Consider the following 26,222-nt stretch of genomic DNA (forward strand, 5'->3'; position numbering starts at 1 on the left):
CAAGAGTGGTGGCCGGGGAGGGAATCGAACCCCCGACACGGGGATTTTCAAGCACCGCTTTGGCCATATTGTAACCGATTGTTTCGCAACGACTTCGCCCATGGGCGTAACTGGCCAGTTACAAAATCCTTGAAATATCATGCACTTAGTGTGCATTTGCCGTGGCGAGTGTGTATTGTTGGGTGGCGCAAAGTGCAAACCGAGTCGGGCCACAGTCGGGCCATAGCTCGGGCCACAACAGGACCGCCACCATGGCCAAGACAGACCGCAAGCCGCCCGAAACGTACAAGCTGGATGATGAGTTCATCCGCAACCGCGAACGCCCTGCCAAGGGCAACGTCATCTACTACGACAGCGAGGTGAAGGGCTTCGCAGTCCGCGTCACGCGAAGTCCGGATGCCACGTTCCTGTTCTGCTACGGCCCGACTCCACGCCGAATGGTCATTGGGAAGTGGACGGCCTCAAGTGGCGGTTCTCGCAGTTCAGTCGTGAAGCGGATGCGTGCGCTGGCCGCCGACTATCGAACGCAGGTGATCGCCGGGCGCGACCCCTACAAGGAGCGCCAGGACGATGAAGCCGAGCGCGAAGCCGCCCGGCGACAGCGTGAAGAAGCCGAGGCAGAGCGCGAAGCAGCCCGGATTCGTGAGGAGCGAGACGTCACCGTTGACGAACTTTTTGCCCGCTACCTTGCCGAGCATGGCCCAAAGTTGCGGCCCGCCACGGCTAGGGCTGCTAGCCGCCGCTTTAAGCGTCACCTGCGCGACGCATGGGGCAACCGCAAAGCAAAGGACGTCACCCGCGCCGACGTTGCGGCGCTGGTCAAGCCGCTGCGGGCGCAGGGCAAGGCTTCCGAGGTCGTCCACGTCCTGTCCTTGGTCAACGGCCTCTTTAGCTTCGCCGTGGACGATGACGAATTGGACACGATCACCGAGAACCCGGCGCGTGGCCTGAAGAAGAAGCTCGTGAGTAAAGCCGAGCGACCCCAGCCGAAAGATCGAGCGCTGGTGACAGCACGCGAATTCCGAGCGTTCTATCTGTTGACCGCACCGCGCGCTAATGACCAGGTCAAAGGTATGAACGCCGACGTGGCCGCCTGCCTTCGCCTGATGATGCTGACTGGCTGCCGCCCGAGCGAAGCGGCGGGCATTGAATGGGACGAGATCGACTTCCACGCGAAGCTGTGGAACAAGCCCGCCGATGCGCCGGGCCGGAGCAAGTCGCGCCGGGCAGATATGGTGCCGCTGGTCGATGAAGCGATGGAGATTCTGGTGGCGCGACGTGGCAACGGGAGCCAGTACGTGTTCCCAAGTGGGCGCAGTCGTCGCGCTGTCAACGGCGGTGGCGAAGGCGTGCTGACAGAGCATCGGTTGGCCGCAGCCCTGCGCGACGCAGCGCCCCGGCTTCGCCGCATGGGCGTCAAGGAGCCGTTCACTCCACACGATTTGCGAAGGACGGTCACGACAGGTCTGTTCGATATCGACGTGTCGGAGTACATCATTAAGCGCACGCTCAATCACTCGACTAAGGGCGTGACTGACATCCACTACATGAAAAGCATGCTGCTCCGGCAGCGGCGCGCAGCATTGCAGGGCTGGGTTGACTACCTTGAGCAAATGATTCGTGGCGCACCGCAGGCAGATAACGTGGTGGAGTTCCGCGCCGCAGCAGGAGGCCGCTGATATGGAAACGTGGGAGGAGCAAATGACCCAACACGCAGAGAAAGCAAGGCGGTACGCAGTGCTCGCGGGCGCGCACGGCTGGTGCACGGATGAAGGGGACGAGCATCGCCCCGCTGTCTTTGAGTACAACCGGCTTGATGCGCTGACGGTCGCGCGCTGGGGCGACTACGGTGAGTACGCGCAGCACTGCGCCAACAGCAAAGACTTGAAGAAGCAAATCAGGGTGGCTGACTACATCGCGAACGCAGACGCCGCTCGCGCGGCAGGCGTGGTCGTGATTCCTGACGTGACAGAGCGGCAGCTAGGTAAGGCCGAGTTCTTCGCGCGTCGCGCCGCAGGCGTGGAGCAACTGATGCGGCATGGCGGGTTCGCCGCGCGGCGTTCCGCCGAGTTGGAATGGAACATGCGTGAGGCTGAAGTAGAGACAGGCTTTACCCGCGACGATCCAAATCCAATCCGGCGCGAAAAAGTACGCAAGAAGTACCGCGCGCTGTGTAACCGGGATAGAAAGTCCTAGCTACGCAACCCTTGCCCGCGTAGCAGGCGCGGGCAATAGCTTGGGTGCCACCGAAACAACACGAACGGTGGCGGCAATGGCAACACCCCAGCAGCTGGACGAAGTCGTCAATGACTTCATGACCGCGCGCCAAGCCGCGCAGGCGATAGGGTGTCATCTACGCACCCTTAAGAACTGGAAGGCCGCAGGCTACGGCCCCGATCACTTCTACATCGGCAAGCGGTTGTTCTACCGCCGCAGCGATGTCATCGCGTGGCTTCAACAAATCAGCGCGACGCAGGCCCCGGTCACTAAGGGCCGAAAGGTTCGCGCATGAAGGACTCGGTAGCTCACTCAAAGTTGCGAAACATTCCACCGGAGTTGCGAGCGCGCGCACAGTGGGCGTGTTCGACCGGCAAGCCCGGGGCAGGGGACAAGGAGGGCAAGCGCCCCCGCAACACAAAGACTGGGGGCTTCGCATCCACAACCGACCCCGCAACGTGGGGCACGTTTGACGAAGCTGTCGCCTGCGCCAAGCGTAAGGGATGGGCGCATGTCGGATTCATGCTGAGCGCGGATGACCCGTTCGCAATCGTGGACCTGGATGACAAGCCGGATAAGCCTGCGTCCGATGCCGACCGCGCCCACTTCGCACAAATCGTCGCGGATATGGACAGCTATACAGAACGGAGCAGCAGCGGACGAGGCATCCACGTCATCGTAGAGGCGTCACTAGCCAAGGGCATCCATCGCGGGAATGTAGAGGTCTATTCCGATTCTAGGTACATGATCTGCACTGGGGACGTAATCCACGCCCGTTCGGTTGCGAAACGTCAGGCTCAGGTGGACGCGCTCGCCGCCCGCATCGCACCAGCGCCCGTGGCAACGCTGGCCCCTGTAGCCACAGCCGCGGAGCTACCGGACGAGGAAGTGATGGCCCGGATCGTGGCAAGTTGCGCCGCAGCCGCAGAGCTGGCCGCGTGCGACGACTGGGCATCGCTGGGCTACGACTCGCATTCCACGGCAGACCTCGCCTTTATGAATCACGTCGCCATGTTCGCGGCGAACGATGAGCAGGCTATCCGCGTATTCCGTCAATCTCCGCTCGGACAGCGCGACAAAGCTCAGCGCGACGATTACATGCGGGCCACGCTCGCCAAGGCCCGCGACGCGCAGCGGTTCGGCAGCGATGGCCCGGCCAGCTTGTTCAGCGATACGGCCAACGCGGGCCGCATCGTGCATCACATGGGCGGGTATCTGCTCTACGTGCCCGGTCTAGGCTGGCATGTATGGGACGGCGCGCGCTGGCGGCTCGACACGCTAGAGGCACGCCGACACGCAGGACGGCTAGGGCAGATCGTGATGGGCGAGGTCGCGGCCCTAATGGCAAAGGCCGCCAAGATCACAGACCGGGATCGCGCCGACCGGGAACGCGAGCTTGCGGAAAAGTTGCTGAAGTTTGCAGGGCAGGCCGAGAACGTCGCAAAGATTGACGCCGCGATGAAGGCCGCGGAACCCCTGCTGCGTGCCGATGCTGACAAGCTCGACGCCGATCCGTGGGCGCTGGGTTGTACCAATGGCGTCCTTGATCTCCGAACCGGCACGCTCCGAACGCCGGACCCACAGCAGCTCATCACGAAGTCAACCGGTGTTGCCTACGATGCCGCTGCGGTGGCTCCTACTTGGGATGCGTTCCTCGCACGGATCTTCCGATCGCGGCCGGAGTTGCCTGCGTTCCTGCAACGGCTTGCCGGCCTGTGGCTGACCGGGCTCACCGATCCTCCGTTCCTCGCGGTGCTGTATGGGGTCGGGGCCAACGGCAAGTCCACGATGGTCAGCGCGATCAGTCATGCCATGGGTGACTACGCCAGCGCCGCGCCTCCTGGTCTGCTCATGGCCAAGTACGGGCAGACTCATCCCACTGAGTTGGCATTCCTGCAGGGTCAGCGGTTCGTGGTCGCTGCCGAGTCGCGGGAAGGTGGCAGGCTGGACGAGGAACGGATCAAGGCGCTCACCGGCTCCGATCCGATCACGGCCCGCCGGATGCATCAGGATTTCTACACGTTCCTTCCCACGCACAAGCTCGGTTTGATGACCAATCACAAGCCGATGGTCCGTGGAATAGACGAAGGCATCTGGCGGCGCTTGTTGCTCATTCCGTTTGACGAGGTAATCCCCGAGGCCGAGCGCGACCCGACGCTGACCGGCAGGCTCCGGGCTGAGGCCCCGGGCATCCTTCGGTGGATGGTCGAAGGTGCGCGCCAGCTCCACGAGTTGGGCGCAAGGTTGGAGGTGCCCGATGCAGTGAAGGTGGCCACGCGGGAATACCGAACCGAGAGCGACGTTCTAGGCCTCTTTATCGCTGACGAATTCGTGATCGATGCAGCCGGGGAAGTTGTCTCTGCTGAGCTGTACGGCATCTACAAAACATGGTGCGAGGACAACGGCGAACGGCCCTTGCCTAAGAGGACGCTCGGCCTGCGCCTGCAAGAACTGGGCTTCGCCCCCGCCAAGGACCGGCGCGGGAATCGGCTGTGGCGTGGCTTGCGGCTGGCGGGCCGCGATGGGGCCAAATATCGGTGACTAGGTGCGGCGCACTACGCGCTCGCGTGCGGCCCTGCCGAGGTGGCCGCTATCGGGGTAGTGGTCGGGGGCTAGGTGCGCCGTGGCGGGCCAAATCGACTTGTTAGCGTGCGTGCTGGTCGGCGCGATGGCCCGGGGGCCCGGGGCCGGGCACCACGATGCAGGCGGGACGGCACAACGACGGCGCATCGGCGCATGTTTCGGGTTGTTACCTACGCGAAGGGCTTCTAGGGCTGTTTTACCGAAAACGTTCCCAATGCGCCGTCATTACGCCGTCGGTGTCTAAGTTGGCTATCGCTTCGCGTGGATGCAGCGACCCACTTTCCGATTTCGACCGCGCAGCGCCCCTAGGCCTGAGCCCGGCGTCCGTCGGCTCGGCATGGGGCCACCGTAACCCCGTGTCGGAGCCGCGCAGCCCTTATGCCGTAAGGCTTTGCGGCCTCCTGTAACTCGTCAGTTACGACCATGGCCCGACTGTGGCCCGGTTCTTCGTGCGCGGCGGGTTTTCGCAAGCTGCTACGCAACCGCCGCCCGCGTAGCAGGCGCGCCGCCGACCCTTGGCTTACCCCAAGCCCAGGAGCTGCGCCATGCAAACCCCAGTAGATGCCCGCATTGCCGACGACAACCGCCTACAGCGCGCCGTGCAACGCGCCATGGCCCCGGCCCAGCGCCCGCCGCTGCCCGGCCGGGCCCTAATCGGCGAGCGGCTTGCCGACCACGGCACAGACTCGGGCCGCGAAGCGCGGACCAAGATGGCCGATGAACTCCACCAGCTGGTGGCGCAGGTCGAAGCGCTGCGCCGCAACCCAACGTTGAACGCCGCACAGATCGAGCTTGCCGTGGCCGATGACGTGCAGGCTCGCGTGGATCGCCTGCTGGCGGAGTGCGAGGAACAGGGCCAGGTCATCCAAACGATGGAGCGCGCGGTAGAGCAGGGCATCGACGCGGCCCTTAGCCCGCCGCGCCCGGAGTGGTACGGGCTGGCGACGGAGTACCGCGCCGCGCTGCTCGACATGACCGATGAACAGCGTGAGGCCTTTATCGAACGATTGCAGGGCACGCGGGACATGCCGCTGCTGCGATATGCCATCGGCAGCGTGCCACCTGAGCTGTCCGGAGTGTCGTTCGGCGTGCATCGCAACATGGAGGGCACGCTGCTCGCCCTGAAAGACCCCACGCTGCTCTCTCGCCCCGCTGACCTGAAGAAACGTCGCGCTGCACTCGCCGTCGCCGTGGACGGCATCCGCCGCACCGCCGCTGAACTCGTGGATAGTGAGGCGGCTGCGGTGCTGCGCTCGCTTGCCGAGGGCAACCCGACATGATTGAAGCCCCCATGCACCCGGTGCTCTGCTCCAAGGGCGGGCGGCCGGTGCTCTCGCAAAAACCGCGTCAGCCGCAAGCCCACTGGGCTGAAATGATGCAGCCACTTCCCGGCCAAGTCCTGCGCCCGTTGCGCGATGCCCGCGACACCCGACGCTCCGTGCCCGGCCGTCGAACTCGACTGAATCACGCGCGCCAAGAACTCCGCATCTTCGCGGCAAATATGCAGCCATGGATGGCTGACGTTTACGCAATGATGGACCGGCGCGGCAGAGCATCCGTGGACCAAGACAATCCGCTCCAAGCAGAAGCTTTCCTTGCCCGACTGTCCAAATCTGGCCGCGATGCGCTCGCCAAGTGCCAGCGCGTGCGAGCCGCCATCGCCTACGCCGAGATGACGATTGAGTGGCTGGAATGGGAGCTTGCCCATGGCAATTAAAGGGCAGGGATGCAAGGTCTGCGATCACCCGGACAGGGCAAGCATAGAACTTGGACTGGCGAACAAAGTCCCCATCCGCGTTCTAGGCAAGCGTTACGGCCTGTCCTCGGATTCTGTGTGGCGACATGGTCAGCGCCACATGACGGCGGAACTCCACTCGCAGCTTATGACCCGTGGGCGCATGACCCCAGCAGACCTAGAAAATCTGCGCATCACCGAGAGCGAGGGCGTGCTCCAGCATCTAGTCGCGGTGCGTGGCCGCTTGTATGGACTCATGGATGCCGCCGAGCAACAGGATGACTATCGTGGCGCTGCGGCCATCGGCAATCAGATCGGCAAGAACCTAGAAACGACCGCGAAGCTTCTAGGTGACATTCGCACCGGGGCAGTTTCGGTCACGAACAACGTCCTTGTGATGCCGGAGTTCCACGCGCTCCGCACGACGATCATGCGTGCATTGCGGGCGCACCCCGAGGCCCGGGCCGACGTGGCCGCCGCCCTGCGCCAGTTGGAATCGCCCGACGTGCCACGGCAGGAATCGCCTGAGGAGCGTGAGGCCGCAGCGGGCGAGATGGACAAGGATCGAGAAGTTACGCGCCGGAGTAGGGCAAAGCGCAAAGGCCAGGTCATCGAAGGAGTCGCGCATCGTGTCGATCCTAGCGCGTGACCTTACCCGGATGCTCGATCCCGCGAGCGTGATGCGGGATGCGGGCATGGAGCCCGACGGCTGGCAGGAGGAAGTGCTCAACAGCGACGCGCGGCGGATGTTGCTGCTGTGCTCTCGCCAATCCGGCAAGTCCACAACGTGCGCGAGCCTTGCGGTGCATCAAGCCTTGTATGACCCGGGGCTGGTGTTGCTCATCGCCCCGGCTCAGCGGCAATCATCGGAGTTGTTCCGCAAAGTGCATGAGGTCTATCGCGCGTTGCCCGACGTGCCGCGCATCGTGCAGGAGTCGGCCATGCGGCTAGAACTTGCGAACGGCTCACGCATCATCGCGCTGCCCGGCACCGAGGGCACCATCCGCGGTTATTCAGGTGCCAAGACCGTGATAGTGGACGAGGCCAGCCGGGTGGATAACGCGCTCTTTGCCGCCGTGCGTCCAATGCTCGCAACAACGAATGGCAGATTCGTCGCGCTGACGACGCCCTACGGCAAGCGGGGATGGTTCTACGAGGCGTGGGAGCACGGCGAGGGGTGGCACCGCACGAAAGTCACCGCGCACGACTGCCCACGCATCGACCCGGAATGGCTCGCGGAGGAACGCCGCCTGATAGGCGATTGGCAGTTCCGCCAGGAGTACGAATGCGAGTTCGTGGACACAGACGAACAATTCTTTGCTTCGGACTTGATCGAAGCCGCCCTGACCAATGAGGTATCCCCATTGTGGAACTAGAGACGTACACGAGCGTCCCCGTTGACGACCGCCGCTTGGAGGGGAACCTGAGCATCGTCCGTCGTCGCGCGGTCGCGGTCGGTATCGACGTGGGCCAAGCCCATGACCCCACGGCCATCGCCATCGTGTCGCGCATCACCACGGATACAACGAACCCGGGGCTGAGTTTTCTCAACCCCGAACCGAACCCGCGTTATGAAGTGCAGCACCTTGAGCGCCTGCGCCTTGGGATGCCGTACCCAGCGCAAGTGGATCATGTGGAGGCGCTGCTGTGCCGCCCGCCGCTAAACCGCATGGGCCCGCGCGTGCTGGTCGATTACACGGGCGTCGGTCGACCTGTGTTCGATATGTTCGCGGGCCGCCACGCGCTGCGCAGGGCGCAGGGTGTCGTCATAACAGGCGGGCGCGACACCACGCGCCACGGGCCGGGCTGGTCGGTGCCGAAGGGCGAGCTTGTGAGCAAGCTGCAAGCGTTGCTCCACGCTGGGGAGCTTCGCATCGCCGCCAGCCTGCCTGACGCACCGGTTCTACTGCGGGAGCTCCAGGACTTCCGCGTGCGGTTCACGGAGTCTGGCAATGCCACGTTCAACGCCCGCGAGGGCGCTCACGATGACCTGGTCTTGGCGCTGGCGCTCGCGGTCTTTGGGCTCAGTCGCCCCGAGACAGTGCGGGAGTTGGACGTGGTGTGGGGGCGGTAAAAGTGGACTATTGGCTCCCCGTGCGATATTTACCCCTATTCACCAGCTGGGGGAGGGGGCGGGATGCCGACCGCAAAACGGAGCTTTGCGCTCAAGATCGTTCGTTTCAAGTCTGGCCGCAGGAGGGGGTTCTTACCCCCAGCTATGGACGCCCTGCTTAGAACTCTGATGGCCAATGCCCCCACGGTTGGGGGGCGCCACCTTCCGGCCCCTGCTGGCGTCGGGCTGGGGACGACCTGCTTTTACATCAACCGTGGCAAGCGTCGCAACGGGCGAGATGGCTACCTGATTGAGTGCGTCTGCTACGTCAATGGCGTGGCACCGGAACAGACCACGCCGGACTTCACCGCTAACTCGCTGCCGATCAACGCGAATCCGATTGTTGATCCGGCGACTGGTCAGACCCGGCAGGTCATTCATAGCTATCGGGCATTGTTCTACGGACAGTGCGCGGTCATCGAAGTGGAAAAAGGAGGTGGTGGTACAGCGACGCTGGCGCTTGCGCTGACGAGCCTTCTGCGCGCGCACGTCGATCCAACGCTCCCGGGTATCGAGTTGATGGATGTTCTGGGTGCTGACTTGCGTAGGTCTATCGCTGCCGCTGGTGGTGTGGAGAGGATTAGTGCGCGGCTTGCTACGTCCACGACGAACAGGATGCGTCCGCTGTCTTTCCGGTTGAGTAGGTTGAAGCAATGGGCAGGCGGTCGCGCAGTCGTACACGCGGACATTGAGTTTCCTGACGGTGAAAACATCAATAAGGGAATTGCTGCTTTGGACGAATATGCCGCAGATAGCGGACTTGATGCTGTCGCTGTGCATCTACGGGATGGGCAGAAAATTACGGGACTGCGGAAGTATGTGGAAAAGCGCCGTATGGATATTGCAGTTAACCCGTCCGGTGCGTACAACATGGCAGACATCGAGGACACCATGTGGAACTACCTGGATGAGTTGCGACGCCCCGATAACGATGGGTGGCGCATCATAGACAGCGATGGGCGTCCAGCTGGGGCGCGTGTAATAGACCAAGACGATGGCTGAGTAACGTGAGCACTGAAATGCGACTGCTGCCGGAAGAATGGACGGCGAGTTGGTCAGCCCTCCGAGCTATGGGAGGGTTGACCGCGGGCGTAGGTTTTAGCGTCCGGCATCTGGTCGCGTTTGCGGTGCCGCTGACGGTAGGCGTTTGGGTTGGCTGGCATGTCGCTCCCGCTTTCATGTCTGCCCAGCGCGAAAACACCCTCTTTGCTTTGCTCGCGGGTGTCATTGCGCTGGGAAGTTTACTGGCCGGTTTCATGGTCACGCTCATGCTGTTCACCGGCAGAATTGAGCAGGCTTCCGCGCTCACCCTTGAGGAACTTCAGGCGTACACGCAACGCATCAAGTTCCTGCTGTCGTCGCAGGCGCAGACCCTTTTCGCGGCCGTGCTTAGCGCGACGTTCGCCATCGTCTGGCTCTGCTTCTTCGCATTGGGTTTCGACGCAACTGCTCAGCGCATCGTGGGAGGCGTGTGCTTCGGCTTCACGGCAGTGGCGTTGCTTCGCTCCATTCTTGTTCCGTTGCAGATTTATGAGGTCCACGAGGCGGCGCTGGACGACGCTGTGGAGGACCGCATCAAGCAGGAACAGGCAAAGTACCGGCGCGACTGACGCCGCGCGCTCAGCGCGCCCGCGAAACCTTCCTAGCCGGGCGCGCTACGCACATGCTGGCCCAGTGCTTCGGCCCGAGTAGCGAAACGCTGGCGCCGCGCGTGTGCCCGGGTTGCGCCTGTGCGCGGCCCTGCGCGCAGGCTGCCCCGGTGCCGGTGTTCCAATCTCGGATCAGCCGGACTCCCTTCCGGGTGTAGTGGCCTAGGCACCGGGGCCGGGGCAGCATCGCCCGCCGCCCGGGGCGCTGGTATCGCCAAACGGCGCGCTAGGGGGTCAGAAAAGACCTACCCTTCAACCCCAGCAACGGGGGAGTGGTCATGGCTCGATTATTAGTGATGGTTGGAGCGGCGTTCTTAGCCGGGTGCGCCGGGGTTGGAGAAATGCGCGAGGAAGCGCCGTTCGCCACCTTCACTTCATCGAAAACGCCGGATGCGCTCGCCGCATGTATGTCAGAAGCATGGACGATGCAGGATCGCTGGCCGATGACGCCAGACGTTCGCATTAACCCAATCGCTGGGGGGAAGCAGGTGATGATTTACAACTCACAGAGCATGGCCCCTGACGTCTTTGCCGATATCACCACTGATTCCTCGTTGACGAAGATCAGCTATTACGCGAAGCATCGGCAAGCGTACAAGCAAACGTTTGCTGAGCTGACACAAGGCTGTCTCTAAGTCCCAGTGCCGATGCTTCGATCCCGTTTCGCCAGGATGCTGTGCGTGGTGACCTAGGTATCGGGGCAAGGCCAGCATCGCCCGCCGCTCCTACTCGTGGACGACCTTTACCCGGGTGCCAGTCGCTACGATCTCGTAGGTTTCGTCATCTATCTTGTTCACGCTGCCACCATTGGTATGGAAAGAGGGCAGACCCTCGATACGCTTGTGAGGATCGCTAAGGTCCCCGTCGTTGATGTAGCTGCGGCGAATATGGATGAGGTAGCGGTTGCCCGCGTCATCGACGGCGATAAACGAATCGCGTGACATGGCTGCTCCTAGGTAGTGGGCCAGGAGCAGGGTGCCGCGGTCCGTTCTCGCAAACTGCGACCGGTTGCACGGCTGCCAAGTGGATTAGGGGGGCGTCGGGCCACAGTCGGGCCATCGGCGCGCCGGGCTGCGCACGGCGGTCGCGGGCGCTGCCCCAAAAGCAAACGCCCCGCAGGGCTAAAACCCAAGCGGGGCGCGGCTTTGCGCAAATATCGCTGGGCCACCAAATGGTGGCCGGGGAGGGAATCGAACCCCCGACACGGGGATTTTCAATCCCCTGCTCTACCAACTGAGCTACCCGGCCGGTGCAACCCCCGCGCTGCCGGAAAACCCGGCTGCCGGATGCCGCGAAGCCCGCATCTGCGAGGGCGCGATGATACGGAGGCGGCGCCCGCGGGGCAAGCCGGATGGCGGCTGAACGGGGTTTGGAACGGGGCTTCCGGCGCGTGCGCGGGGGCGCAAGATGGTCGATACCTCCCGTGCCAAGAGGAAATCGCCATGCGCAGCCTGCCTTACGTCCTCCTGTTCGCATCGCTGTCGCTCGCCGCCTGCGCCTCGACCGGGCGCATGAGCGATACCGACAAGCTCGCGCTCTACAGCAGCCACGCCGGCGCGCCGGTCCGCGACATCCGCTACAACACGCCGATCGGCTGGGACAAGATCGACGACCATCACCTGCTGCTGACCACCCGGCCGACCGAGGCTTGGCTGTTGCGCATCTCCGGCCCCTGCATGGACTGGGGCGGCGCCACGCCGACGATCGTGATCAGCCCGGTTACCGGTGGCCGCCTGAGCGCCAAGTTCGACCGCATCCATACCCCGGAATCGCCGGTCAGCTGCCGGATCGAGGAGATCCGCCCGGTCGATGTCGCCGCGGTCCGCGCCGGCCGCGAAGCGATGGCGGCCAACTGAGTCCGTCGCTCAACCGGCGTCGTCCGGCGCCACGTAGCCGGCGGGCTTGTCCGCGCCGCCGGCAAACAGGAACTTCTCCATCTCGCCTTCAAGGAAGGCGCGGTGCTTCGGGTCCAGCGGCGACAGCCGGTTCTCGTTGATCAGCATGGTCTGGTGCGCCAGCCACGCCGCCCAGCCCTGCTTGCCGATGTGCGCGAACACGCGCTTGCCGAGGTCGCCGGGCCAAGGCACGAAATCCAGGCCCTCGGCCTCGCGCTGTTGGTATTCGCAGAAGACACTGCGGCTCATGGGCTGCCCTCCGGAAGCATGGTGTCCAGCAGTTTGCGGATCGGCGCGGGGATACCCAGCGTCGCCAGTTCGGCGCGCGCGACCCAGCGCAGGTCGTCATTGTCCGCCACCCGCGCATGCGGGGCCACCTCGCGCCACTGCAGCGGCTGCAGTTGCAGGCGGTAATGGGTGAAACCGTGGGCGATCGGGACGAGTGGTTCGCCGGCGTCGTAGTCGCCCACCAAGTGCCGCGCGAACCAGTCGCGCGCGAGCTCGTGGCCGGGTGCCTCCGGCAGCGACCACAATGACGCCCAGACGCCGGTCGGCGGGCGCCGCTGCAGCAGCACGCGGCCGTCTCCGCGACGCGCAAGCAGCACCAGGGCGCTGCGCTCGGGCAGCGGCTTGCCCGGTTTCGGCGTCGGCAGTTCGGCGACGCGGCCTTCGCGCAGTGCCACGCAGCCGTCGTGGACCGGGCAAACGATGCAGGCCGGGTCGTAGCGCGTGCACAGGGTGGCGCCGAAATCCATCTGCGCCTGGGTGTAGTCGGCCATGCGCCGGTCGGGCAGCTGCGCTGCGGCGATCGTCCACAGCCGTTTTTCGATTGCCGGCGTCCCCGGCCAGCCGCCGATGCCGTGCCAGCGCGCGAGCACGCGCTTGACGTTGCCATCCATGATCGGGAAGCGGTCGCCCCAGGCCTGCGCGAGGATGGCGCCGGCGGTGCTGCGGCCAATGCCGGGCAGCGCGACCAGCGCGTCGAGGTCGCGCGGCAATTGCCCGCCATGTTGTTCGACGCAGCGCCTTGCCGCCGCATGCAGGTTGCGGGCGCGGGCGTAGTAGCCGAGCCCGGACCACAGCGCGAGGACTTCATCCAGGGGCGCACGCGCGAGCGCGCCGACATCCTGCAACGCCGCGACGAAACGCTCGAAGTAGGGCACGACCACCCGCACCTGTGTCTGCTGCAGCATGATCTCCGACAGCCACACGCGGTATGGCGTGCGCGGGTGTTGCCATGGCAGGTCGTGGCGGCCGCAGCGATCGAACCAGGCCAGCAGGCGCGCCGCGAAAGTGTCGTCGGCGCCGATCGCGTCATTGCCCGGCATCGGGCACGCCGGGGTCGTCGATCGTGATTTCCACGCCCTGCAGCTGCGCGCCCGCGATCTCGATTTGCGGCGCGCTCGCCGTGCCGTCCATGGGCGGCAACGGCGACACCGTGTCGTTGTCGGCGGCAATCCAGGCGGTGACGTCCCGCAGTCGGAAACGGCCGTCGAAATGGCTGGCGTCGCGCCGCAACTCCAGGCCGGCGATGCCCGACAGGTCGGGTTGGCCGACGTAGTCGAGCGCGAACGGCAGCGGCGAACGGGATTGCCCAAGCGGCGCCGGCAGCGCCGGCCAGGTCGGCGGCCAGTCGGCCAGTGCGCCCTGCAGCCGCAGCACCAGCCGGCGCCCCAGGGCCAGGCTGCCGTGGGCGCCCAGCGAAGGGATCGGGGTGGCGGCCCCGGCCCCGCGGCCACGCAGGGAAACGCCCGCGGGCGACAGGGTCCATACCGCCTCGTCGAACAGCAGCGGGCCATGGGCGCCGAAGGCGAACGGCAGCCGCGTGGTGCCAGATTCATAGCGCGCGGCAACGCCGAGCCGGGCCGGGGTGATGCGCAGGTCGTCCTTGCCCAGCCGGAGCGGGCCGGAAAGCTTCACCGTGGCCGGCAGCCGCCAGTCGCTGCCGCGTGCCACGACGATGTTGCCGGCGGTGGCGAAGCCGGTGGCTTGCCCGTCCACCAGCGCGCCGGGGCGCAGGATCGCGACCGCCAGGTCCACCGGGATCGCCAGCGGCGGATCGAGGTAGCGTCCGCGCAGGCGCGCATGCAGCGGCCGGTCGGCGGCCAGCAGCGGCAGTTCCGCGTCGATGCCGTCGATGCGCCAGTCGTCGTTGCGGATGCTGCCGTCGCGGATGTGCAGGCCGGCGCTCAGCGTGGGCAGTCGCCGCGCCGAGGGCGGCCGCGTGGCCAGCCAATGCTGCATGGCCGGGAGGTCGAGCACCGGGGCATCGAGTTCCAGCCGGGTGGCGGCGAGCACGCCGCCGCGGGCGCGCAGGGTCGACCATGGCAGCGACACGAAGATGCGCCCGGCGCGCAGTAGCGGCGTCGCCGCGCCGGGCTCGCGCGCGACCACATCGCGCAGCACCAGCTGCGGCGTTCCGCGCAGGCGGTATTCGGCGCGGCCGACTGCGGAGATCTCCAGCCCCAGGGAACGGCCGATGCGATCGAGCAGGAAAGTCGTCGCGCGCTGCGGTTGCACCGCGATGCGCAGCGCCAGCCCCAATGCCAGCAGTACCAGCGCGACGACCAGCACGATGCGCGCGACCCGGCGCGGCGTGGCTGGTCCGGTCGCCGGCTCCGCGCTCATGCCGTGCGCGTATCCATGTCAGCCGCCGAGCGACGCCGGCAACAGGGCGTCGACGAATGCCTGGGCATCGAACACGCGCAGGTCCTCGGGCCGCTCGCCGATGCCGGCGTAGCGGATCGGGATCCCGAACTCGCGCGCGAGCGCGAACACCACGCCGCCCTTGGCGGTGCCGTCGAGCTTGGTGACGACCAGCCCGGTGACGCCGACCGCGGCGTGGAACTGGCGCAGCTGCGACAGCGCGTTCTGGCCGGTGGTGCCGTCGATCACCATCAGCACCTCGTGGGGCGCCGCCGGATCGAGCTTGCCGAGCACGCGCCGGATCTTGCCGAGCTCGGCCATCAGCCCCTGCTGCGTGTGCAGGCGGCCGGCGGTGTCGGCGATGAGGATGTCGATGCCACGCGCCTGCGCCGCCTGCAGCGCGTCGAACGCGACCGAGGCGGCGTCCGCGTCCTGCCCCTGGGCGACGACCGGCACGCCGTTGCGCTCGCCCCAGGCCTGAAGCTGCGCGACCGCGGCCGCGCGGAAGGTGTCGCCGGCGGCCAGCATCAGCGAATGGCCCTGGTCCTTGAAGCGCCGCGCGAGCTTGCCGATGGTCGTGGTCTTGCCGACGCCGTTGACGCCGACGGTGAGCAACACGAAGGGCCGGGCCCCGGCATCCACCTGCAACGGCACCGCGACCGGGGCCAGCAGCGCGACCAGCTCGCCGCGCAACGCGGCCAGCAAGGCGTTGGCGTCGGCGAATTCGCGCGCCTTCATGCGCTTGCGCAGGTCGTCGACCAGTTGCGTGGTCGCGGCGACGCCGACGTCGGCGGTCAGCAGCGCGGTCTCGATCTCGTCCAGCAACTCGTCGTCGAGTTTCGGGTGGCGCGAGAACAGGCCGCCGAAGCTGCGGGCGAAGCCGCTGCCACGCAGGCGTTCGCGCCAGCCCGGGGCTCCGGGAGCGGCGGCGTCGCCGGATCCCGCATCCGTGGTGCCTGCGGTTTCGCCTGTGCCGGATCCTGCGGCAGCGCCGGCTGGAGCACCCGCGGGAGCGGGGGATTCCGCGCCCGGCGTCGTCGTTGCAGCGGCCGGCGCGGCGGGGAAGGCGGCGGCGAGCGCTTCGATGTCGAGGCGTGCGCCGGGTGCTGCGTCCGTGGCGGGTACCGCCGCCGCCGGGGGCTTCTTGCGGCGGAAAAAACTCACCATCGTGGGGACCATCGCGCAGAATGGCGCGCATGGTAGCACCGCCCTCCGTGCAGGCCCGATGAGCCGGCGCACAGACAACGGCCCGTCCGGCAGCGTCCGCATCATCGGCGGCCGCTGGCGCGGCACGCGCCTGGCCGTGGCCGACGCGCCCGGCCTGCGGCCGACCAGCGACCGCGTCCGCGAGACCCTGTTCAACTGGCTGCAACCGGGCCTGGCAGGTGCGCGCGTGCTCGACCTGTTCGCCGGCAGCGGTGCGCTTGGGCTGGAAGCGCTGTCCCGGGGCGCGCGCGAAGCGGTGCTGGTGGAACGCGATCCGCAACTGGCGGAAACGCTGCGCGCCGCGGTCGGGCGCCTGCAGGCCGAAGGGCAGGCGCAGGTCGTGCGTGCGGATGCACTGGACTGGCTGGGCGCGCCGATGTCGGGCCGCTTCGACCTTGTCTTCCTCGACCCGCCTTTCGCCAGCAACCCCTGGCCCGAGTTGCTGCGGCTGCTGCCGCCATGGCTGGCCGCCGGGGCCCGGCTGTATGTCGAAGCGTCGCTGGCGGCCACGGTGCCGTTGGGCCCGGAATGGCTGCCGCAACGCGAAGGCGGCACCCGCGAGGTGCGTTACGCCCTGTACCGGCACGCCCCGCGGGCGGGGACGCCCGCTGCTACACTGGCGCCCGAACCCAACGCCGACGGCGCAGCGACTGAATGAGCGTGGCCCGCACCCGCATCGCGGTCTACCCCGGCACGTTCGATCCGGTCACGAACGGGCACGTCGACCTCGTCGATCGCGCATCGCCGCTGTTCGAGCGCCTCGTGGTAGGCGTGGCCGAAAGCCCCGGCAAGGGGCCGGCGCTGCCGCTGGCCCTGCGGGTGGAACTGGCGCGCGGGGCGCTGTCGGCCTACGGCAACGTCGAGGTCATCGGCTTCGACGGCTTGCTCGCGCATTTCGTCCGCGACCTCGGCGCCGGCGTGCTGTTGCGCGGGTTGCGCGCGGTTTCCGATTTCGAATACGAATTCCAGCTGGCGAGCATGAACCGCCACCTGATCCCGGACGTGGAGACCCTGTTCCTGACTCCGGCCGAGGAATACGGATTCATTTCTTCTTCGCTGGTGCGCGAAATCTCCCGCCTGGGCGGCGACGTTTCGGCTTTCGTGCCGCCGGCGGTGGCCCAAGCGCTGCAGGCCCAATGGCAGCGCAATGTTGCATGACAAGACTCCTCGGGGGAGACGTATGAAGACCATGACCCGCCTGATCCTGATCGCGCTGCTGGTGCTGCCGTTCGCGGCCTGCAAGAAGGCCGAGGCGCCGCAAGCCGTGGTCAAGGCGCCGATGAGCGCGCCCACCACCGACGACCGCCAGGCCTGGGTCGATTACCTCAACGACGTCGTGCCGCGCAACATGACCGGCATCGCCAACCAGCCGTACGTGTACCTGCTGCCGGGCGAGAGCGCGGCCGACTTCCAGGACCAGTACGACCGGCTGCTGGAGAAGGCGCAGTCCGACGTCGCCCGCGGCATCATCGCCGGCAACCTGCTGGCCTATGCGTCGCCGGCTTCGGCGAAGATGGCCGACCTGGTGATCGCCTCGTTCGATGGCGTGCCGGCCGACTCGATGAAGAACGTGCGCGTGCTGTTCATCGGCAAGGCCGCCGACAACGAGCGCGTCAAGGCGGCGGTGAGCCCGGCGGGCGTGGAGTACGTGTTCGTCGATACCGGCAAGTGATGCAACGGGCGTCCGCGCCGCGCGCGGACGCCTTTTCCGTGTCGCCATCCCGCGGGCGCGGTAGTGCGGTGTAGTGCATGCGGGGCATCGGCTGGCAGGGCAGCGGACGCGCCTGGTCCGTGCCCGATGGCCGCGATCGCAGGTCCCGTGGCTCCGGATTCCGGGCCAGCGGCATAGGGTCACCCGGGTTCCCGTTTTCGCGGGAACGACGGGAAACAAGCAGGTCGTCGTTACGGAATGTCCCTCAAGATCAACGAACTCTGCGTCAACTGCGACGTCTGCGAGCCGGCCTGTCCCAACCAGGCGATCACCCAGGGCGAGACCATCTACGTGATCGACCCGGCGCGCTGCACCGAGTGCGTCGGCCATTTCGACGAGCCGCAATGCGTGGTCGTGTGCCCGGTCGAATGCATCGACCCCGATCCGGAGCATCCGGAAACCGAACCGCAACTGCTCGCCAAGCTGCGCCGGCTCCAGGCCGAAGCGGGCAGTCGTTGAGCGGCGCCCACGCCGAACCGGGCAATCGCTCCGTGACCCGAGCCGGTGGTCGCCGATAATGGCCACCGTCCGCGGCCCTCGCCGCGCCCCGAGGGAAGCCGCATGACCCAGACCCGCCACGCCGCCACGCGCCTGCTGCTTGCCCTGGCGTTCGCGCTTGCGCCCGCTGCGCAGGCGCGACCCGCGCAGGCGCCGCCGGCGTCGCATCCGCCCGGCGCCGCGATCGCCAGCGGGCATGCGCTGGCCACCGATGCAGGCCTGGCCACGATCCGCGCCGGCGGCAATGCCTTCGATGCGGCGGTGACGGTGTCCTCGGTGCTGTCGGTGGTCGAGCCGATCAGCTCCGGCCTGGGCGGCGGCGGCTTCTTCCTGCTGCATGACGCGAAGACCGGCAAGGACGTGTTCCTGGATGCGCGCGAGATCGCGCCGGAAGCGGCCATGCCTGCGGAGTATCTCGACAAGGACGGCAACCTGGACCCGGACAGGTCGCAGAACGGCCCCTGGTCGGCGGGCATCCCCGGGCTGCCCGCGGCGCTGGTGGAACTGGCCGGCAAGTACGGCAGGTTGCCGCTGGCGACCACGATGGCGCCGGCGATCGGCTACGCGCGCGATGGCTTCCCGGTGTATGCGCGGCTGGAAAAGGGCTACGCCTCGCGGCGCACGGTGATGGAACGCTATCCCGGCACGCGCGCGGTATTCCTCGCCGACGGCGATCCGCCGCAGGTGGGCGAGACGCTGCGGCAGCCCGACCTGGCGCGCACGCTGCAGCTGCTCGCCGACAAGGGGTTCGATGGCTTCTATCGCGGCGACGTCGCCGGCAAGCTGCTGGCATCGGTCAAGGCCGAAGGCGGCAAGTGGACCGCCGCCGAACTTGCCGGCTACCAGGTGCGCACGCGCGAGCCGATCCGTTTCCGGTACCGCGACTGGGACATCACTACCGCGCCGCCGTCCTCGTCGGGCGGCGTGGCGTTGGCGGAAATCCTGCAGGTCGCATCGGGCTGGGACCTGGCGAAGCTCGACCGCGCGCATCGCATCCACGTGCTGGTCGAGGCCATGCGCCGCGCCTACCGCGACCGCACCATCTACCTCGGCGATCCGGACTTCGTGAAGATGCCCCTGGCGCGGCTCACCAGCGCCGATTACGCCGCGGGCCTGCGTGCCACCATCCATCCCGACAAGGCCACGCCGAGCGCGCTGCTGCCGGGACAACCGGCGCCGCTGGAGGACGAGGAAACCACGCACTTCTCGATCATCGACGCCGAAGGCAACATCGTCTCGGCCACGCAGACGGTGAACCTGCTGTATGGCTCGGGCCTGGTCGCGCCCGGCACCGGCGTACTGCTCAACGACGAGATGGACGACTTCGCGCTCAAGCCGGGCACGCCCAATGCATTCGGGGTGATGGGCTTCGAGGCCAACGCGCCGAAGCCCGGCAAGCGCATGCTCAGTTCGATGACGCCCACGATCATGGCCTCGCCAGCCAAGGTCGCCGTGCTCGGCGCACCCGGCGGCAGCCGCATCATCACCGAGGTGCTGCTCGGCATCCTCGGTTACGACGATGGCCTCAGCGCGCAGCAAGTCGCGGCCAAGCCGCGCTTCCACCACCAGTGGCTGCCGGACGTGATCTCGGCCGAATCCGGCGCGTTCGACGCCGACACCGTCGAGGCGCTGCAGGCCATGGGGCATACCGTCAACGCCGGCGAAGGCACCTGGGGCAACCTGCAGACGGTGGCCTGGGACCGCATCACCGACACCCTGTCCGGCGGCACGGATCCGCGCAATCCGGTCGGCAAGGCGGCGGTGCAGGCGTCGCCGTAGCGGCGCGCGAGACAGGGACAGGACGCAGCAATGGCCGACAACGACAACAAACCAGGCGGCGGCAAGCCGATCGTGCACGTGGTACCGGCGATCCTCACCGGGGCCGCGGCGCTGATCGCGGCGCTCACCACGGTCTATGTCAACGTGCGCGGCGACCGCTCGCCACCCCCGCCACCACCGGCCACTCCTGCGGCGCAGGTGTCCGCACCGGTACCGGCGCAGGCCGCGGTCGCCCAGGCCGCCGGCAGGCTGCTGCTGCAGGTCGATCGCATCGCCGTGCAGCACGACGGTTCTCCCGGCACCACCGACTGGCGCTTCACCGTCGAGGCCGACGGCGAACCCCTGTTCGTGTTCTCGCAGGATGCCCTCGACGACACCGGCGGCCGCAACGTCGCGGTGCCGGAAGCCGCTGCCGGCAAGCTGGTGCTTGCCGCCGGTGCGCCGGTGCGGATCTCGGTGCAGGGCTGGCGCGGCAGCCGCCTGCGATTGGCGCAGGGCACGCCCGACGTGCGTGGCGACGGCATGCTCGGCGCGGCGGGCGCGCTGGCGCCGATGCAGGTGCAGGGTGAAGACGCGGGCGATGGCGCTTTCGTGTTCTATTTCTCGGCCGCCGCCAGCGACGACACGCCCTGACCCGCTGGCGGGGGTTTAACAGTTCCGGGCGTTAGAATCGGCGCATGAAACTCTGGTCGATCCCCGGCAATTCGCAGAAGCTCGATGGCGGAGCGATGTTCGGCAACGCCCCGCGGGCGATGTGGTCGCAGTGGTCGCCGCCGGACGAGGCCAATCGCATCGACCTGGCATGCCGCGCATTGCTGGCCAGCCCGCTGGCCGGCAAGACGGTGCTGTTCGAGACCGGCATCGGTGCGTTCTTTCCACCTGCGCTGCGCGAGCGCTACGGCGTGCAGGAAGAGCGGCACGTGCTGCTGGAATCGCTGCGCGCGGCGGGCTTCGAGCATGAGGATGTCGACGTCGTGGTGCTTTCCCACTTGCACTTCGACCATGCCGGCGGCTTGCTGGCGGCGTGGCGGGAGGGCGTCGCGCCGCGGCTGCTGTTCCCCAACGCCACCTACCTGGTCAGCGCTGCCTGCTGGGACCGCGCCCGGGACCCGCATCCGCGCGACCGCGCCAGCTTCATCGCCGAGTTGCCGGCGCTGCTGGAGGAGAGCGGCCGGCTGGAGATCGTCGACGGCCCGTATTCGCAGGCGCTCGGCCATGCCGTGCGCTTCCACTACAGCGACGGCCATACCCCCGGCTTGATGCTGGCGGAGATCGTGGGCCCCGAGCACGCCGATGGCGAGGACCACGGCGGCGTGGTGTTCTGCGCCGACCTCATCCCCGGGCGGCCGTGGGTGCACGTGCCGATCACCATGGGCTACGACCGCAACGCGGAACTGCTGATCGACGAGAAGCGCGAATTCCTGGAAGACAAGCTCGCGCGCAACGTGCATCTGTTCTTCACCCATGATCCGGGCTGCGCGCTGGCGCAGGTGACGCGCGATGCGCGCGGCCGTTTCGGCACCGCGCATGAGGTCGCCGAACTGCACGCGCGGGCGCTGGCGGCATGAAGCGGGCGTGGCGGCCGGCGGCGGCGTTCGCGCTGGCCGTCGCCAGTTGCGGCGTGCCCGCATTCGCGCAGGAAGGCGGGACCGCGCCGCAGCCCGGTGCCACCCCGCAGCCCGAACGTGCGGTGCGCGATCCGGACTTCGGAGTGGCCGCGCGCCACCTCGGCCTCGAGCGCCGGGTCGAGATGTACCAGTGGCATGCAGCCGGCCAGGGCTATGCGCGCGGCTGGAACGAGCAGCCGCTGGATTCGTCCGGCTTCGCTCCCGGGCACGACAATCCTCCGTTCCCGCTGCAGGGACGGCGCTGGCTGCCCGGGTCGGTCAGCGTCGATGGCGCGCCGCTGGCGGCGCAGGTACTCGAACGGCTGGGCCAGTGGCGCGACTTCCGCCCGAGCTTCAATGCCTTGCCGGGCAATCTTGCGGCGACGTTCCAGCCCGAAGGCGACGGCCTGGGCAGCGCCGAGAACCCGCTCGATCCACAGGTGGGCGACCTGCGCATCCGCTGGCGCGAACTGGTGCTGCCACCGCTGCAGGACAGGATCGTGCTGCGCGACGGCCGCTGGCAATTGCGCAACGATGCCGCGCCGATCGCCGTGGCCGGCACAGGCAAGGCCGTTGCGGGAACGTCCGCTGCCCGCGCGCGCGGGACGGGGCGGGCGTGGTGGTGGCTGGGCGGCGGCGCGCTGGCGCTGCTGCTGGGCGCGCTGCTGGCGGTGCGCCGTCGCCGCGGCAACCGCCAGGACAAGGCCTGACTGGTGCATGTCGCCCCGAGCGCAGCAACGGACCCGCTCCCGCCAGTCACCGGAGCGATCCCTCGCCACGCCCTGGAAGACGATTTAACTGCACGTTCGCGGGCGCGCCGCACCGCAATCGCCATGAAGTAGGGGGACATCCATGCCGCGGATCACGCTGCTGTTCGCATCGCTGCACGCACTGTTGCTGCTGGCCTTGCTGGCACGCATCTCGCGCCATCGCCACGGCCACCGCATCGGCCTCGGGGACGGTGGCGACGCGGAACTGTCGCGCAAGATCAGGGTGCACGGCAACTTCATCGAGCACGCGCCGGTCGCGCTGCTGCTGATGGCACTGCTGGAACTGTGCGGGTTGCCGGCGCCGTGGCTGTGGGCGATGGGCGCGGCACTGCTGCTCGGGCGCGTGCTGCATGCGATCGGGCTGTCGCGCAGTGGCGGGCATTCGTTCGGCCGCCTCTACGGCACGGCGCTCACCTGGCTGGTGTTGCTGGCGATGGCGCTGGCCGGGCTCTGGCTGGCGCTGCCGGCGCTGTCGCGCTGAACGACCAGACCTGACATGCACGAGGCCGGGATGCCCCGGCCTCGTGCGTGTACCGCGATGGCGGCCGCGGTTACGCGGCGGCCGACTGCTGCTGGCGCGGGCCTTCCAGCAGGGCACGCTTGACCAGCGAGGCCACCAGCGCCAGTTCCTCGGCGTCGATCGCGAAGTGCGGGGTGAAGCGCAGCGAATTCTCGCCGCCGTGGATCACGCCCAGGCCGCGCTCGCGCAGCCATTCCTCGCTGGAACCGGCGCCGTAACCCTTGAACTGCGGCGCCAACTCGCACGAGAACAGCAGGCCGGTGCCCTGGACCTTGGTGACCAGGCCGCCGAGTTCGGCCTTCAGCGCTTCCAGCGCGGCGATCGCCTGCCTGCCGCGCTCGCGGATATTGTTGCGCAGCTCCGGGGTCAGCTGCGCCAGCACCGCGCAGGCGACGTCGAGCGCCCGCGGGTTGGCGGTCATGGTGTTGCCGTAGGTGCCGCGCGCGTAGATCGCGGCAGCGCGTTCGTTGGTGGCGAGCACCGACAACGGGTACTGGCCGGCATTGAGGGCCTTGGAATAGGTCTCCATGTCCGGCGCTTCCTGGCCTTCGAAGCCGGGGTAGTCGACGATCGACAGGGTGCCGGTCGCGCGCAGGCCGGCCTGGATCGAATCGACCAGGAACAGCGAACCATGCGCCCTGGTCAGTTCCCGCGCGGCGGCGTAGAACGCCACCGGCACGCTGCGGCCCGGGTCGCCTTCGCCCATCACCGGCTCCAGGAACATCGCCTCGATGAACCAGCCATTGGCGTCGGCATCGGCGAACGCCTGCTTCAGGGCATCGATGTCGTAGGGCTCGATCGCGACCACGCTGTCCTCGCCGCGGTAGCTGGCGAGGAACTTCAGGTAGTTCTTGCGGCTGGAATCCGAATACAGCGCCGGCCGGTCGGTGCGCCCGTGGAAGCTGCCCTTCACCACCAGCCGCTTGACCTTGCGCCCGGCATGGCGCGCGCCCGGGTCGGTCATGGCCTTGGTGTTGGTGTCGGCGATGCGCGCGGCCAGCGACACCGACTCGGAGCCGGAGTTGAGGCACATGAACTTCGCGTACGGGCAGCCGTCGGCGCGCGAGTGGCCGATTTCCCTGCGCAGCGCGCGGGTGAAGCGCAGCTGCGACAGGTTCGGGGTCATGATGTTGGCCAGCGCCTGCGGCCTGGCCATGGCGTCGAGGATCGCCTGCGGCGCATGGCCGAAGCCGAGCATGCCGTAGCCGCCGGTGTCGTACAGCACCGCGCCTTTCAGCGTGACCAGCCAGGGCCCGCGCGCGGCCAGGGCCACGTACGGATTGACCGCGTCCTGCGGATAGAAATTGACGAAGTCGGCCTGCACCGCCTGCACCTGCGCGTCCTCGTCGAGGTCCAGCAGTTCGGCGAAGTCGCCCTTCACCCGCGAATATTCCGCGGCCGCCGCTGTGACCGCGGCCACCAGGTCGGGATGGCTGGCGCCGAATCGCTGCAGGGTCGCGTCGTCGAGGCCGGTGGTGCGCCGCTGTCCGGGATGGGCGCGGAGCGGGGCGAGTAGGTCGAGCAGGGTCATGGTGATCCTCCGGTAAGCGGGCCGGGCAGCGGCGCGGCAGCTGGCAAAGAACCATTATCTGGAACTCGTCGTCGATTGAAAGGTGCGATTTGCACGAAATCAATGTAGATTTCGGCAAATCGACGAAATGGAGTGGCCGATGGCCCTCAGCCGAGCCGATGAAGCCCTGCTGGCGGTACTGCGCGAGAACGCGCGTGCCTCCGCCGCCGAAATCGCGCGGCGCCTGAAACTGTCCCGGACCACCGTACAGAGCCGGATCCAGCGCCTGGAGCGCTTGGGGGTGATCGCCGGCTACACCGTGCGCGTGGGCGAGGATTTCAGTCGCGAGCGGATCCGGGCGCTGATCATGGTCACGGTCCTGCCCAAGCAGATGCCAGCGGTGGTGGAGGCCTTGCGCGCGATGCCGGAGCTGCGCAGCGTGCAGTCGGTGAGCGGGGCGTGGGACCTGGTGGCGCTTGCGATCGTGCCCACGGTCGGCGAAATGGACGAACTGACCGACCGGATCGGCGCGCTGCCCGGCGTGGAGCGCACCACCTCGTCGCTGGTGTTGTCCACGAAATTCGAACGCTGACAGGGATTCGGGCAATGGCCCGCGCGGCCGGGACGGGTGGCGGGCCTGGGCCCGCCCTACAATGCGCGGCTGACCGCAAACGACTGCCGGCATTGAAGAAGTCCGATTTCCGCTACGACCTGCCGCCGGAGCTGATCGCGCAGGCGCCCCTGCCCGAGCGCTCGGCCAGCCGCCTGCTGCTGGTGCCGCCGGCGCCTGCCCCCTTCGCCGACCATCGCGTCCGCGAGCTGCCGCAACTGCTGCAGCCCGGCGACCTGCTGGTGTTCAACGACACCCGCGTGATCCCGGCGCGGCTGCTGGGCACCAAGGCGACCGGCGGCCGGGTCGAGATCCTGATCGAGCGGCTGCTGCCCGGCAACGAGGCGCGCGCGCAGGTCGGCGCCAGCAAGTCGCCCAAGGCCGGCAGCCGCATCGCGCTGGACGCCGGGGGCGAGGCCGAGGTGCTGGGGCGCGAGGGCGAGTTCTACCACCTGCGATTCGACATCGACGCGCCACTGGATGCCTGGCTGCAGCGCGCGGGCCGCCTGCCGCTGCCGCCGTACATCCACCGCGACCCCGATGCCGATGACGACGCCCGCTACCAGACCGTGTTCGCGCGCCGCACCGGCGCGGTCGCGGCACCGACCGCGGGCCTGCACTTCGACCAGGCGCTGCTGGAGGCATTGCGCCTGCGCGGGATCGAGACCGGCCACGTGACCCTGCACGTCGGCGCCGGCACCTTCCAGCCCGTGCGGGTGGACGAGCTCAGCGAGCACCGGATGCACAGCGAGTGGCTCGATGTCGGTTCGGCGCTGGCGGAGCAGGCCAGGCGCACGCGCGAACGCGGTGGCCGCGTGGTCGCGGTCGGCACCACCGTGGTGCGGGCGCTGGAGAGCGCGCTGGTGGACGGCGAACTGCAACCGTTCGCCGGCGAGACGTCGATCTTCATCCTGCCCGGCCATCGCATCCGCAGCGTCGACGCGCTGCTGACCAACTTCCACCTGCCGGAAAGCACGCTGTTGATGCTGGTGTCGGCGTTCGCCGGGCGCGACCGGATCATGGCGGCGTACGCGCATGCGATCGAGCAACGCTACCGCTTCTTCTCGTACGGGGATGCGATGTTGTTGTTTCCGCGCCTTGACCAAACCGGCACGCCGTGATGATGGACGCGTCCCAACGCGCCATGGAAATCCGCTTGCTGACGGCGGGAGG

General features: G+C 67.6%; 30 protein-coding genes and 1 tRNA gene. 24 read left to right on the plus strand and 7 right to left on the minus strand.

Annotated elements, in window-relative coordinates; translation table 11 throughout:
• Nucleotides 1–251 precede the first annotated feature (251 nt).
• The 12 genes from MQC88_RS08275 to MQC88_RS08330 all read left to right on the plus strand — a co-directional run bounded on the left by MQC88_RS08275 (nucleotide 252) and on the right by MQC88_RS08330 (nucleotide 10,932).
• Nucleotides 252–1,679 carry a tyrosine-type recombinase/integrase gene (locus tag MQC88_RS08275; RefSeq protein ID WP_243320951.1) on the plus strand — a complete coding sequence of 476 codons (1,428 nt, stop codon included), beginning with the start codon at nucleotides 252–254 and terminating at the stop codon, nucleotides 1,677–1,679.
• A 22-nt stretch (nucleotides 1,680–1,701) separates the two neighbouring features.
• Nucleotides 1,702–2,196: a hypothetical protein gene (locus tag MQC88_RS08280; protein WP_243320953.1), complete on the plus strand. Its 495-nt coding sequence runs from the start codon at nucleotides 1,702–1,704 to the stop codon at nucleotides 2,194–2,196.
• Between the two features lie 76 nt (nucleotides 2,197–2,272).
• On the plus strand, nucleotides 2,273–2,512 hold the full coding sequence (locus MQC88_RS08285; RefSeq protein WP_243320955.1) for a helix-turn-helix transcriptional regulator: 240 nt from the start codon (nucleotides 2,273–2,275) through the stop codon (nucleotides 2,510–2,512).
• Nucleotides 2,509–4,758: a phage/plasmid primase, P4 family gene (locus tag MQC88_RS08290; protein WP_243320957.1), complete on the plus strand. Its 2,250-nt coding sequence runs from the start codon at nucleotides 2,509–2,511 to the stop codon at nucleotides 4,756–4,758. The genes MQC88_RS08285 and MQC88_RS08290 overlap by 4 nt, the downstream gene beginning before the upstream one ends.
• 587 nt (nucleotides 4,759–5,345) lie before the next feature.
• The gene (locus MQC88_RS08295) at nucleotides 5,346–6,080 is read left to right on the plus strand and encodes a hypothetical protein (protein ID WP_243320959.1); all 735 of its coding nucleotides are present in this window, start codon (nucleotides 5,346–5,348) and stop codon (nucleotides 6,078–6,080) included.
• 11 nt (nucleotides 6,081–6,091) lie between these two features.
• Nucleotides 6,092–6,517 carry a hypothetical protein gene (locus MQC88_RS08300; RefSeq protein ID WP_243320961.1) on the plus strand — a complete coding sequence of 142 codons (426 nt, stop codon included), beginning with the start codon at nucleotides 6,092–6,094 and terminating at the stop codon, nucleotides 6,515–6,517.
• A gap of 181 nt (nucleotides 6,518–6,698) precedes the next feature.
• The gene (locus tag MQC88_RS08305; RefSeq protein WP_243320964.1) at nucleotides 6,699–7,184 is read left to right on the plus strand and encodes a hypothetical protein; all 486 of its coding nucleotides are present in this window, start codon (nucleotides 6,699–6,701) and stop codon (nucleotides 7,182–7,184) included.
• Entirely contained in the window at nucleotides 7,165–7,911 is a 747-nt protein-coding gene (locus MQC88_RS08310; RefSeq protein ID WP_243320965.1) for a phage terminase large subunit, read from the plus strand. The genes MQC88_RS08305 and MQC88_RS08310 overlap by 20 nt, the downstream gene beginning before the upstream one ends.
• Before the next feature lie 35 nt (nucleotides 7,912–7,946).
• Complete coding sequence (locus MQC88_RS08315; RefSeq protein ID WP_243320968.1) at nucleotides 7,947–8,609, plus strand: hypothetical protein; 663 nt, start codon at nucleotides 7,947–7,949, stop codon at nucleotides 8,607–8,609.
• A 168-nt stretch (nucleotides 8,610–8,777) separates the two neighbouring features.
• Nucleotides 8,778–9,650, plus strand: coding sequence for a hypothetical protein (locus MQC88_RS08320; protein ID WP_243320970.1), 873 nt, complete (start codon nucleotides 8,778–8,780; stop codon nucleotides 9,648–9,650).
• A gap of 17 nt (nucleotides 9,651–9,667) precedes the next feature.
• Nucleotides 9,668–10,258 (plus strand): hypothetical protein, encoded by a 591-nt coding sequence (locus MQC88_RS08325; RefSeq protein ID WP_243320972.1) that lies wholly within the window; start codon nucleotides 9,668–9,670, stop codon nucleotides 10,256–10,258.
• A gap of 380 nt (nucleotides 10,259–10,638) precedes the next feature.
• Nucleotides 10,639–10,932, plus strand: a complete 294-nt coding sequence (locus MQC88_RS08330; protein ID WP_243320973.1) for a hypothetical protein — start codon at nucleotides 10,639–10,641, stop codon at nucleotides 10,930–10,932.
• A 90-nt stretch (nucleotides 10,933–11,022) separates the two neighbouring features.
• Here MQC88_RS08330 and MQC88_RS08335 read toward each other — a convergent pair whose 3' ends face one another.
• Entirely contained in the window at nucleotides 11,023–11,241 is a 219-nt protein-coding gene (locus tag MQC88_RS08335) for a hypothetical protein (RefSeq protein WP_243320975.1), read from the minus strand.
• 228 nt (nucleotides 11,242–11,469) lie between these two features.
• Nucleotides 11,470–11,545, minus strand: a tRNA-Phe gene (locus MQC88_RS08340).
• 194 nt (nucleotides 11,546–11,739) lie between these two features.
• Here MQC88_RS08340 and MQC88_RS08345 point away from each other — a divergent pair.
• Nucleotides 11,740–12,153 carry a DUF6491 family protein gene (locus MQC88_RS08345; protein WP_243320977.1) on the plus strand — a complete coding sequence of 138 codons (414 nt, stop codon included), beginning with the start codon at nucleotides 11,740–11,742 and terminating at the stop codon, nucleotides 12,151–12,153.
• Between the two features lie 9 nt (nucleotides 12,154–12,162).
• Here the strand turns inward: MQC88_RS08345 and MQC88_RS08350 are convergent, their stop codons facing one another.
• The 4 genes from MQC88_RS08350 to ftsY are packed head-to-tail and all read right to left on the minus strand — an operon-like array spanning nucleotide 12,163 to nucleotide 16,254.
• Complete coding sequence (locus MQC88_RS08350; protein WP_243320979.1) at nucleotides 12,163–12,441, minus strand: oxidative damage protection protein; 279 nt, start codon at nucleotides 12,439–12,441, stop codon at nucleotides 12,163–12,165.
• A complete protein-coding gene (mutY, locus tag MQC88_RS08355) occupies nucleotides 12,438–13,520 on the minus strand; it encodes an A/G-specific adenine glycosylase (protein WP_243320981.1) in 1,083 nt (360 codons plus the stop codon). Before mutY ends, MQC88_RS08350 begins: the two co-directional genes overlap by 4 nt.
• On the minus strand, nucleotides 13,507–14,820 hold the full coding sequence (locus MQC88_RS08360; RefSeq protein ID WP_243320983.1) for an AsmA family protein: 1,314 nt from the start codon (nucleotides 14,818–14,820) through the stop codon (nucleotides 13,507–13,509). The genes mutY and MQC88_RS08360 overlap by 14 nt, the downstream gene beginning before the upstream one ends.
• Before the next feature lie 18 nt (nucleotides 14,821–14,838).
• Nucleotides 14,839–16,254, minus strand: a complete 1,416-nt coding sequence (ftsY, locus tag MQC88_RS08365) for a signal recognition particle-docking protein FtsY (protein WP_243321310.1) — start codon at nucleotides 16,252–16,254, stop codon at nucleotides 14,839–14,841.
• On the opposite strand from ftsY, the gene rsmD reads away from it, so the two are divergent.
• From rsmD to MQC88_RS08410, 9 genes are all read left to right on the plus strand, one after another.
• The gene (rsmD, locus tag MQC88_RS08370; protein WP_243321311.1) at nucleotides 16,136–16,702 is read left to right on the plus strand and encodes a 16S rRNA (guanine(966)-N(2))-methyltransferase RsmD; all 567 of its coding nucleotides are present in this window, start codon (nucleotides 16,136–16,138) and stop codon (nucleotides 16,700–16,702) included. The two genes, ftsY and rsmD, sit on opposite strands and share 119 nt — an antisense overlap.
• Nucleotides 16,699–17,202: a pantetheine-phosphate adenylyltransferase gene (gene coaD, locus MQC88_RS08375; RefSeq protein WP_243320986.1), complete on the plus strand. Its 504-nt coding sequence runs from the start codon at nucleotides 16,699–16,701 to the stop codon at nucleotides 17,200–17,202. The genes rsmD and coaD overlap by 4 nt, the downstream gene beginning before the upstream one ends.
• Before the next feature lie 22 nt (nucleotides 17,203–17,224).
• Nucleotides 17,225–17,716, plus strand: coding sequence for a hypothetical protein (locus MQC88_RS08380; protein ID WP_243320988.1), 492 nt, complete (start codon nucleotides 17,225–17,227; stop codon nucleotides 17,714–17,716).
• A 237-nt stretch (nucleotides 17,717–17,953) separates the two neighbouring features.
• Entirely contained in the window at nucleotides 17,954–18,214 is a 261-nt protein-coding gene (locus MQC88_RS08385; protein WP_243320990.1) for a YfhL family 4Fe-4S dicluster ferredoxin, read from the plus strand.
• A 102-nt stretch (nucleotides 18,215–18,316) separates the two neighbouring features.
• Complete coding sequence (ggt, locus tag MQC88_RS08390; RefSeq protein ID WP_243320992.1) at nucleotides 18,317–20,032, plus strand: gamma-glutamyltransferase; 1,716 nt, start codon at nucleotides 18,317–18,319, stop codon at nucleotides 20,030–20,032.
• Nucleotides 20,033–20,062: 30 nt separating this feature from the next.
• Nucleotides 20,063–20,665 (plus strand): hypothetical protein, encoded by a 603-nt coding sequence (locus tag MQC88_RS08395; protein ID WP_243320994.1) that lies wholly within the window; start codon nucleotides 20,063–20,065, stop codon nucleotides 20,663–20,665.
• 44 nt (nucleotides 20,666–20,709) lie between these two features.
• A complete protein-coding gene (locus MQC88_RS08400; RefSeq protein WP_243320996.1) occupies nucleotides 20,710–21,600 on the plus strand; it encodes an MBL fold metallo-hydrolase in 891 nt (296 codons plus the stop codon).
• Nucleotides 21,597–22,349: a TMEM43 family protein gene (locus MQC88_RS08405; RefSeq protein ID WP_243320998.1), complete on the plus strand. Its 753-nt coding sequence runs from the start codon at nucleotides 21,597–21,599 to the stop codon at nucleotides 22,347–22,349. Before MQC88_RS08400 ends, MQC88_RS08405 begins: the two co-directional genes overlap by 4 nt.
• Nucleotides 22,350–22,491: 142 nt before the next feature.
• Entirely contained in the window at nucleotides 22,492–22,890 is a 399-nt protein-coding gene (locus tag MQC88_RS08410; RefSeq protein ID WP_243320999.1) for an MAPEG family protein, read from the plus strand.
• A gap of 70 nt (nucleotides 22,891–22,960) precedes the next feature.
• Here MQC88_RS08410 and MQC88_RS08415 read toward each other — a convergent pair whose 3' ends face one another.
• On the minus strand, nucleotides 22,961–24,460 hold the full coding sequence (locus tag MQC88_RS08415; RefSeq protein WP_243321000.1) for an aminotransferase class III-fold pyridoxal phosphate-dependent enzyme: 1,500 nt from the start codon (nucleotides 24,458–24,460) through the stop codon (nucleotides 22,961–22,963).
• A 139-nt stretch (nucleotides 24,461–24,599) separates the two neighbouring features.
• Here MQC88_RS08415 and MQC88_RS08420 point away from each other — a divergent pair, with 139 nt between their 5' ends.
• Together MQC88_RS08420 and queA are read left to right on the plus strand one after the other, a co-directional pair.
• On the plus strand, nucleotides 24,600–25,031 hold the full coding sequence (locus tag MQC88_RS08420; protein ID WP_243321002.1) for an Lrp/AsnC family transcriptional regulator: 432 nt from the start codon (nucleotides 24,600–24,602) through the stop codon (nucleotides 25,029–25,031).
• Between the two features lie 92 nt (nucleotides 25,032–25,123).
• Complete coding sequence (gene queA, locus MQC88_RS08425; RefSeq protein ID WP_243321004.1) at nucleotides 25,124–26,170, plus strand: tRNA preQ1(34) S-adenosylmethionine ribosyltransferase-isomerase QueA; 1,047 nt, start codon at nucleotides 25,124–25,126, stop codon at nucleotides 26,168–26,170.
• Nucleotides 26,171–26,222: the final 52 nt, after the last annotated feature.

Origin of the sequence: Cognatiluteimonas sedimenti, assembly GCF_022808325.1 — a bacterium.
GTDB classification, from domain to species: domain Bacteria; phylum Pseudomonadota; class Gammaproteobacteria; order Xanthomonadales; family Xanthomonadaceae; genus Cognatiluteimonas; species Cognatiluteimonas sedimenti.

What these genes read in the sequence shown, in the direction of transcription:
- MQC88_RS08275 (WP_243320951.1), top strand. Translation starts at nt 252, where the DNA reads ATGGCCAAGACAGACCGCAAGCCGCCCGAAACGTACAAGCTGGATGAT.
- MQC88_RS08280 (WP_243320953.1), top strand. Translation starts at nt 1,702, where the DNA reads ATGACCCAACACGCAGAGAAAGCAAGGCGGTACGCAGTGCTCGCGGGC.
- MQC88_RS08285 (WP_243320955.1), top strand. Translation starts at nt 2,273, where the DNA reads ATGGCAACACCCCAGCAGCTGGACGAAGTCGTCAATGACTTCATGACC.
- MQC88_RS08290 (WP_243320957.1), top strand. Translation starts at nt 2,509, where the DNA reads ATGAAGGACTCGGTAGCTCACTCAAAGTTGCGAAACATTCCACCGGAG.
- MQC88_RS08295 (WP_243320959.1), top strand. Translation starts at nt 5,346, where the DNA reads ATGCAAACCCCAGTAGATGCCCGCATTGCCGACGACAACCGCCTACAG.
- MQC88_RS08300 (WP_243320961.1), top strand. Translation starts at nt 6,092, where the DNA reads ATGCACCCGGTGCTCTGCTCCAAGGGCGGGCGGCCGGTGCTCTCGCAA.
- MQC88_RS08305 (WP_243320964.1), top strand. Translation starts at nt 6,699, where the DNA reads ATGACCCCAGCAGACCTAGAAAATCTGCGCATCACCGAGAGCGAGGGC.
- MQC88_RS08320 (WP_243320970.1), top strand. Translation starts at nt 8,778, where the DNA reads ATGGCCAATGCCCCCACGGTTGGGGGGCGCCACCTTCCGGCCCCTGCT.
- MQC88_RS08325 (WP_243320972.1), top strand. Translation starts at nt 9,668, where the DNA reads ATGCGACTGCTGCCGGAAGAATGGACGGCGAGTTGGTCAGCCCTCCGA.
- MQC88_RS08330 (WP_243320973.1), top strand. Translation starts at nt 10,639, where the DNA reads ATGCGCGAGGAAGCGCCGTTCGCCACCTTCACTTCATCGAAAACGCCG.
- MQC88_RS08335 (WP_243320975.1), bottom strand. Translation starts at nt 11,241, where the DNA reads ATGTCACGCGATTCGTTTATCGCCGTCGATGACGCGGGCAACCGCTAC.
- MQC88_RS08345 (WP_243320977.1), top strand. Translation starts at nt 11,740, where the DNA reads ATGCGCAGCCTGCCTTACGTCCTCCTGTTCGCATCGCTGTCGCTCGCC.
- MQC88_RS08350 (WP_243320979.1), bottom strand. Translation starts at nt 12,441, where the DNA reads ATGAGCCGCAGTGTCTTCTGCGAATACCAACAGCGCGAGGCCGAGGGC.
- mutY (WP_243320981.1), bottom strand. Translation starts at nt 13,520, where the DNA reads ATGCCGGGCAATGACGCGATCGGCGCCGACGACACTTTCGCGGCGCGC.
- MQC88_RS08360 (WP_243320983.1), bottom strand. Translation starts at nt 14,820, where the DNA reads ATGAGCGCGGAGCCGGCGACCGGACCAGCCACGCCGCGCCGGGTCGCG.
- coaD (WP_243320986.1), top strand. Translation starts at nt 16,699, where the DNA reads ATGAGCGTGGCCCGCACCCGCATCGCGGTCTACCCCGGCACGTTCGAT.
- MQC88_RS08380 (WP_243320988.1), top strand. Translation starts at nt 17,225, where the DNA reads ATGAAGACCATGACCCGCCTGATCCTGATCGCGCTGCTGGTGCTGCCG.
- MQC88_RS08385 (WP_243320990.1), top strand. Translation starts at nt 17,954, where the DNA reads ATGTCCCTCAAGATCAACGAACTCTGCGTCAACTGCGACGTCTGCGAG.
- ggt (WP_243320992.1), top strand. Translation starts at nt 18,317, where the DNA reads ATGACCCAGACCCGCCACGCCGCCACGCGCCTGCTGCTTGCCCTGGCG.
- MQC88_RS08395 (WP_243320994.1), top strand. Translation starts at nt 20,063, where the DNA reads ATGGCCGACAACGACAACAAACCAGGCGGCGGCAAGCCGATCGTGCAC.
- MQC88_RS08400 (WP_243320996.1), top strand. Translation starts at nt 20,710, where the DNA reads ATGAAACTCTGGTCGATCCCCGGCAATTCGCAGAAGCTCGATGGCGGA.
- MQC88_RS08405 (WP_243320998.1), top strand. Translation starts at nt 21,597, where the DNA reads ATGAAGCGGGCGTGGCGGCCGGCGGCGGCGTTCGCGCTGGCCGTCGCC.
- MQC88_RS08410 (WP_243320999.1), top strand. Translation starts at nt 22,492, where the DNA reads ATGCCGCGGATCACGCTGCTGTTCGCATCGCTGCACGCACTGTTGCTG.
- MQC88_RS08415 (WP_243321000.1), bottom strand. Translation starts at nt 24,460, where the DNA reads ATGACCCTGCTCGACCTACTCGCCCCGCTCCGCGCCCATCCCGGACAG.
- MQC88_RS08420 (WP_243321002.1), top strand. Translation starts at nt 24,600, where the DNA reads ATGGCCCTCAGCCGAGCCGATGAAGCCCTGCTGGCGGTACTGCGCGAG.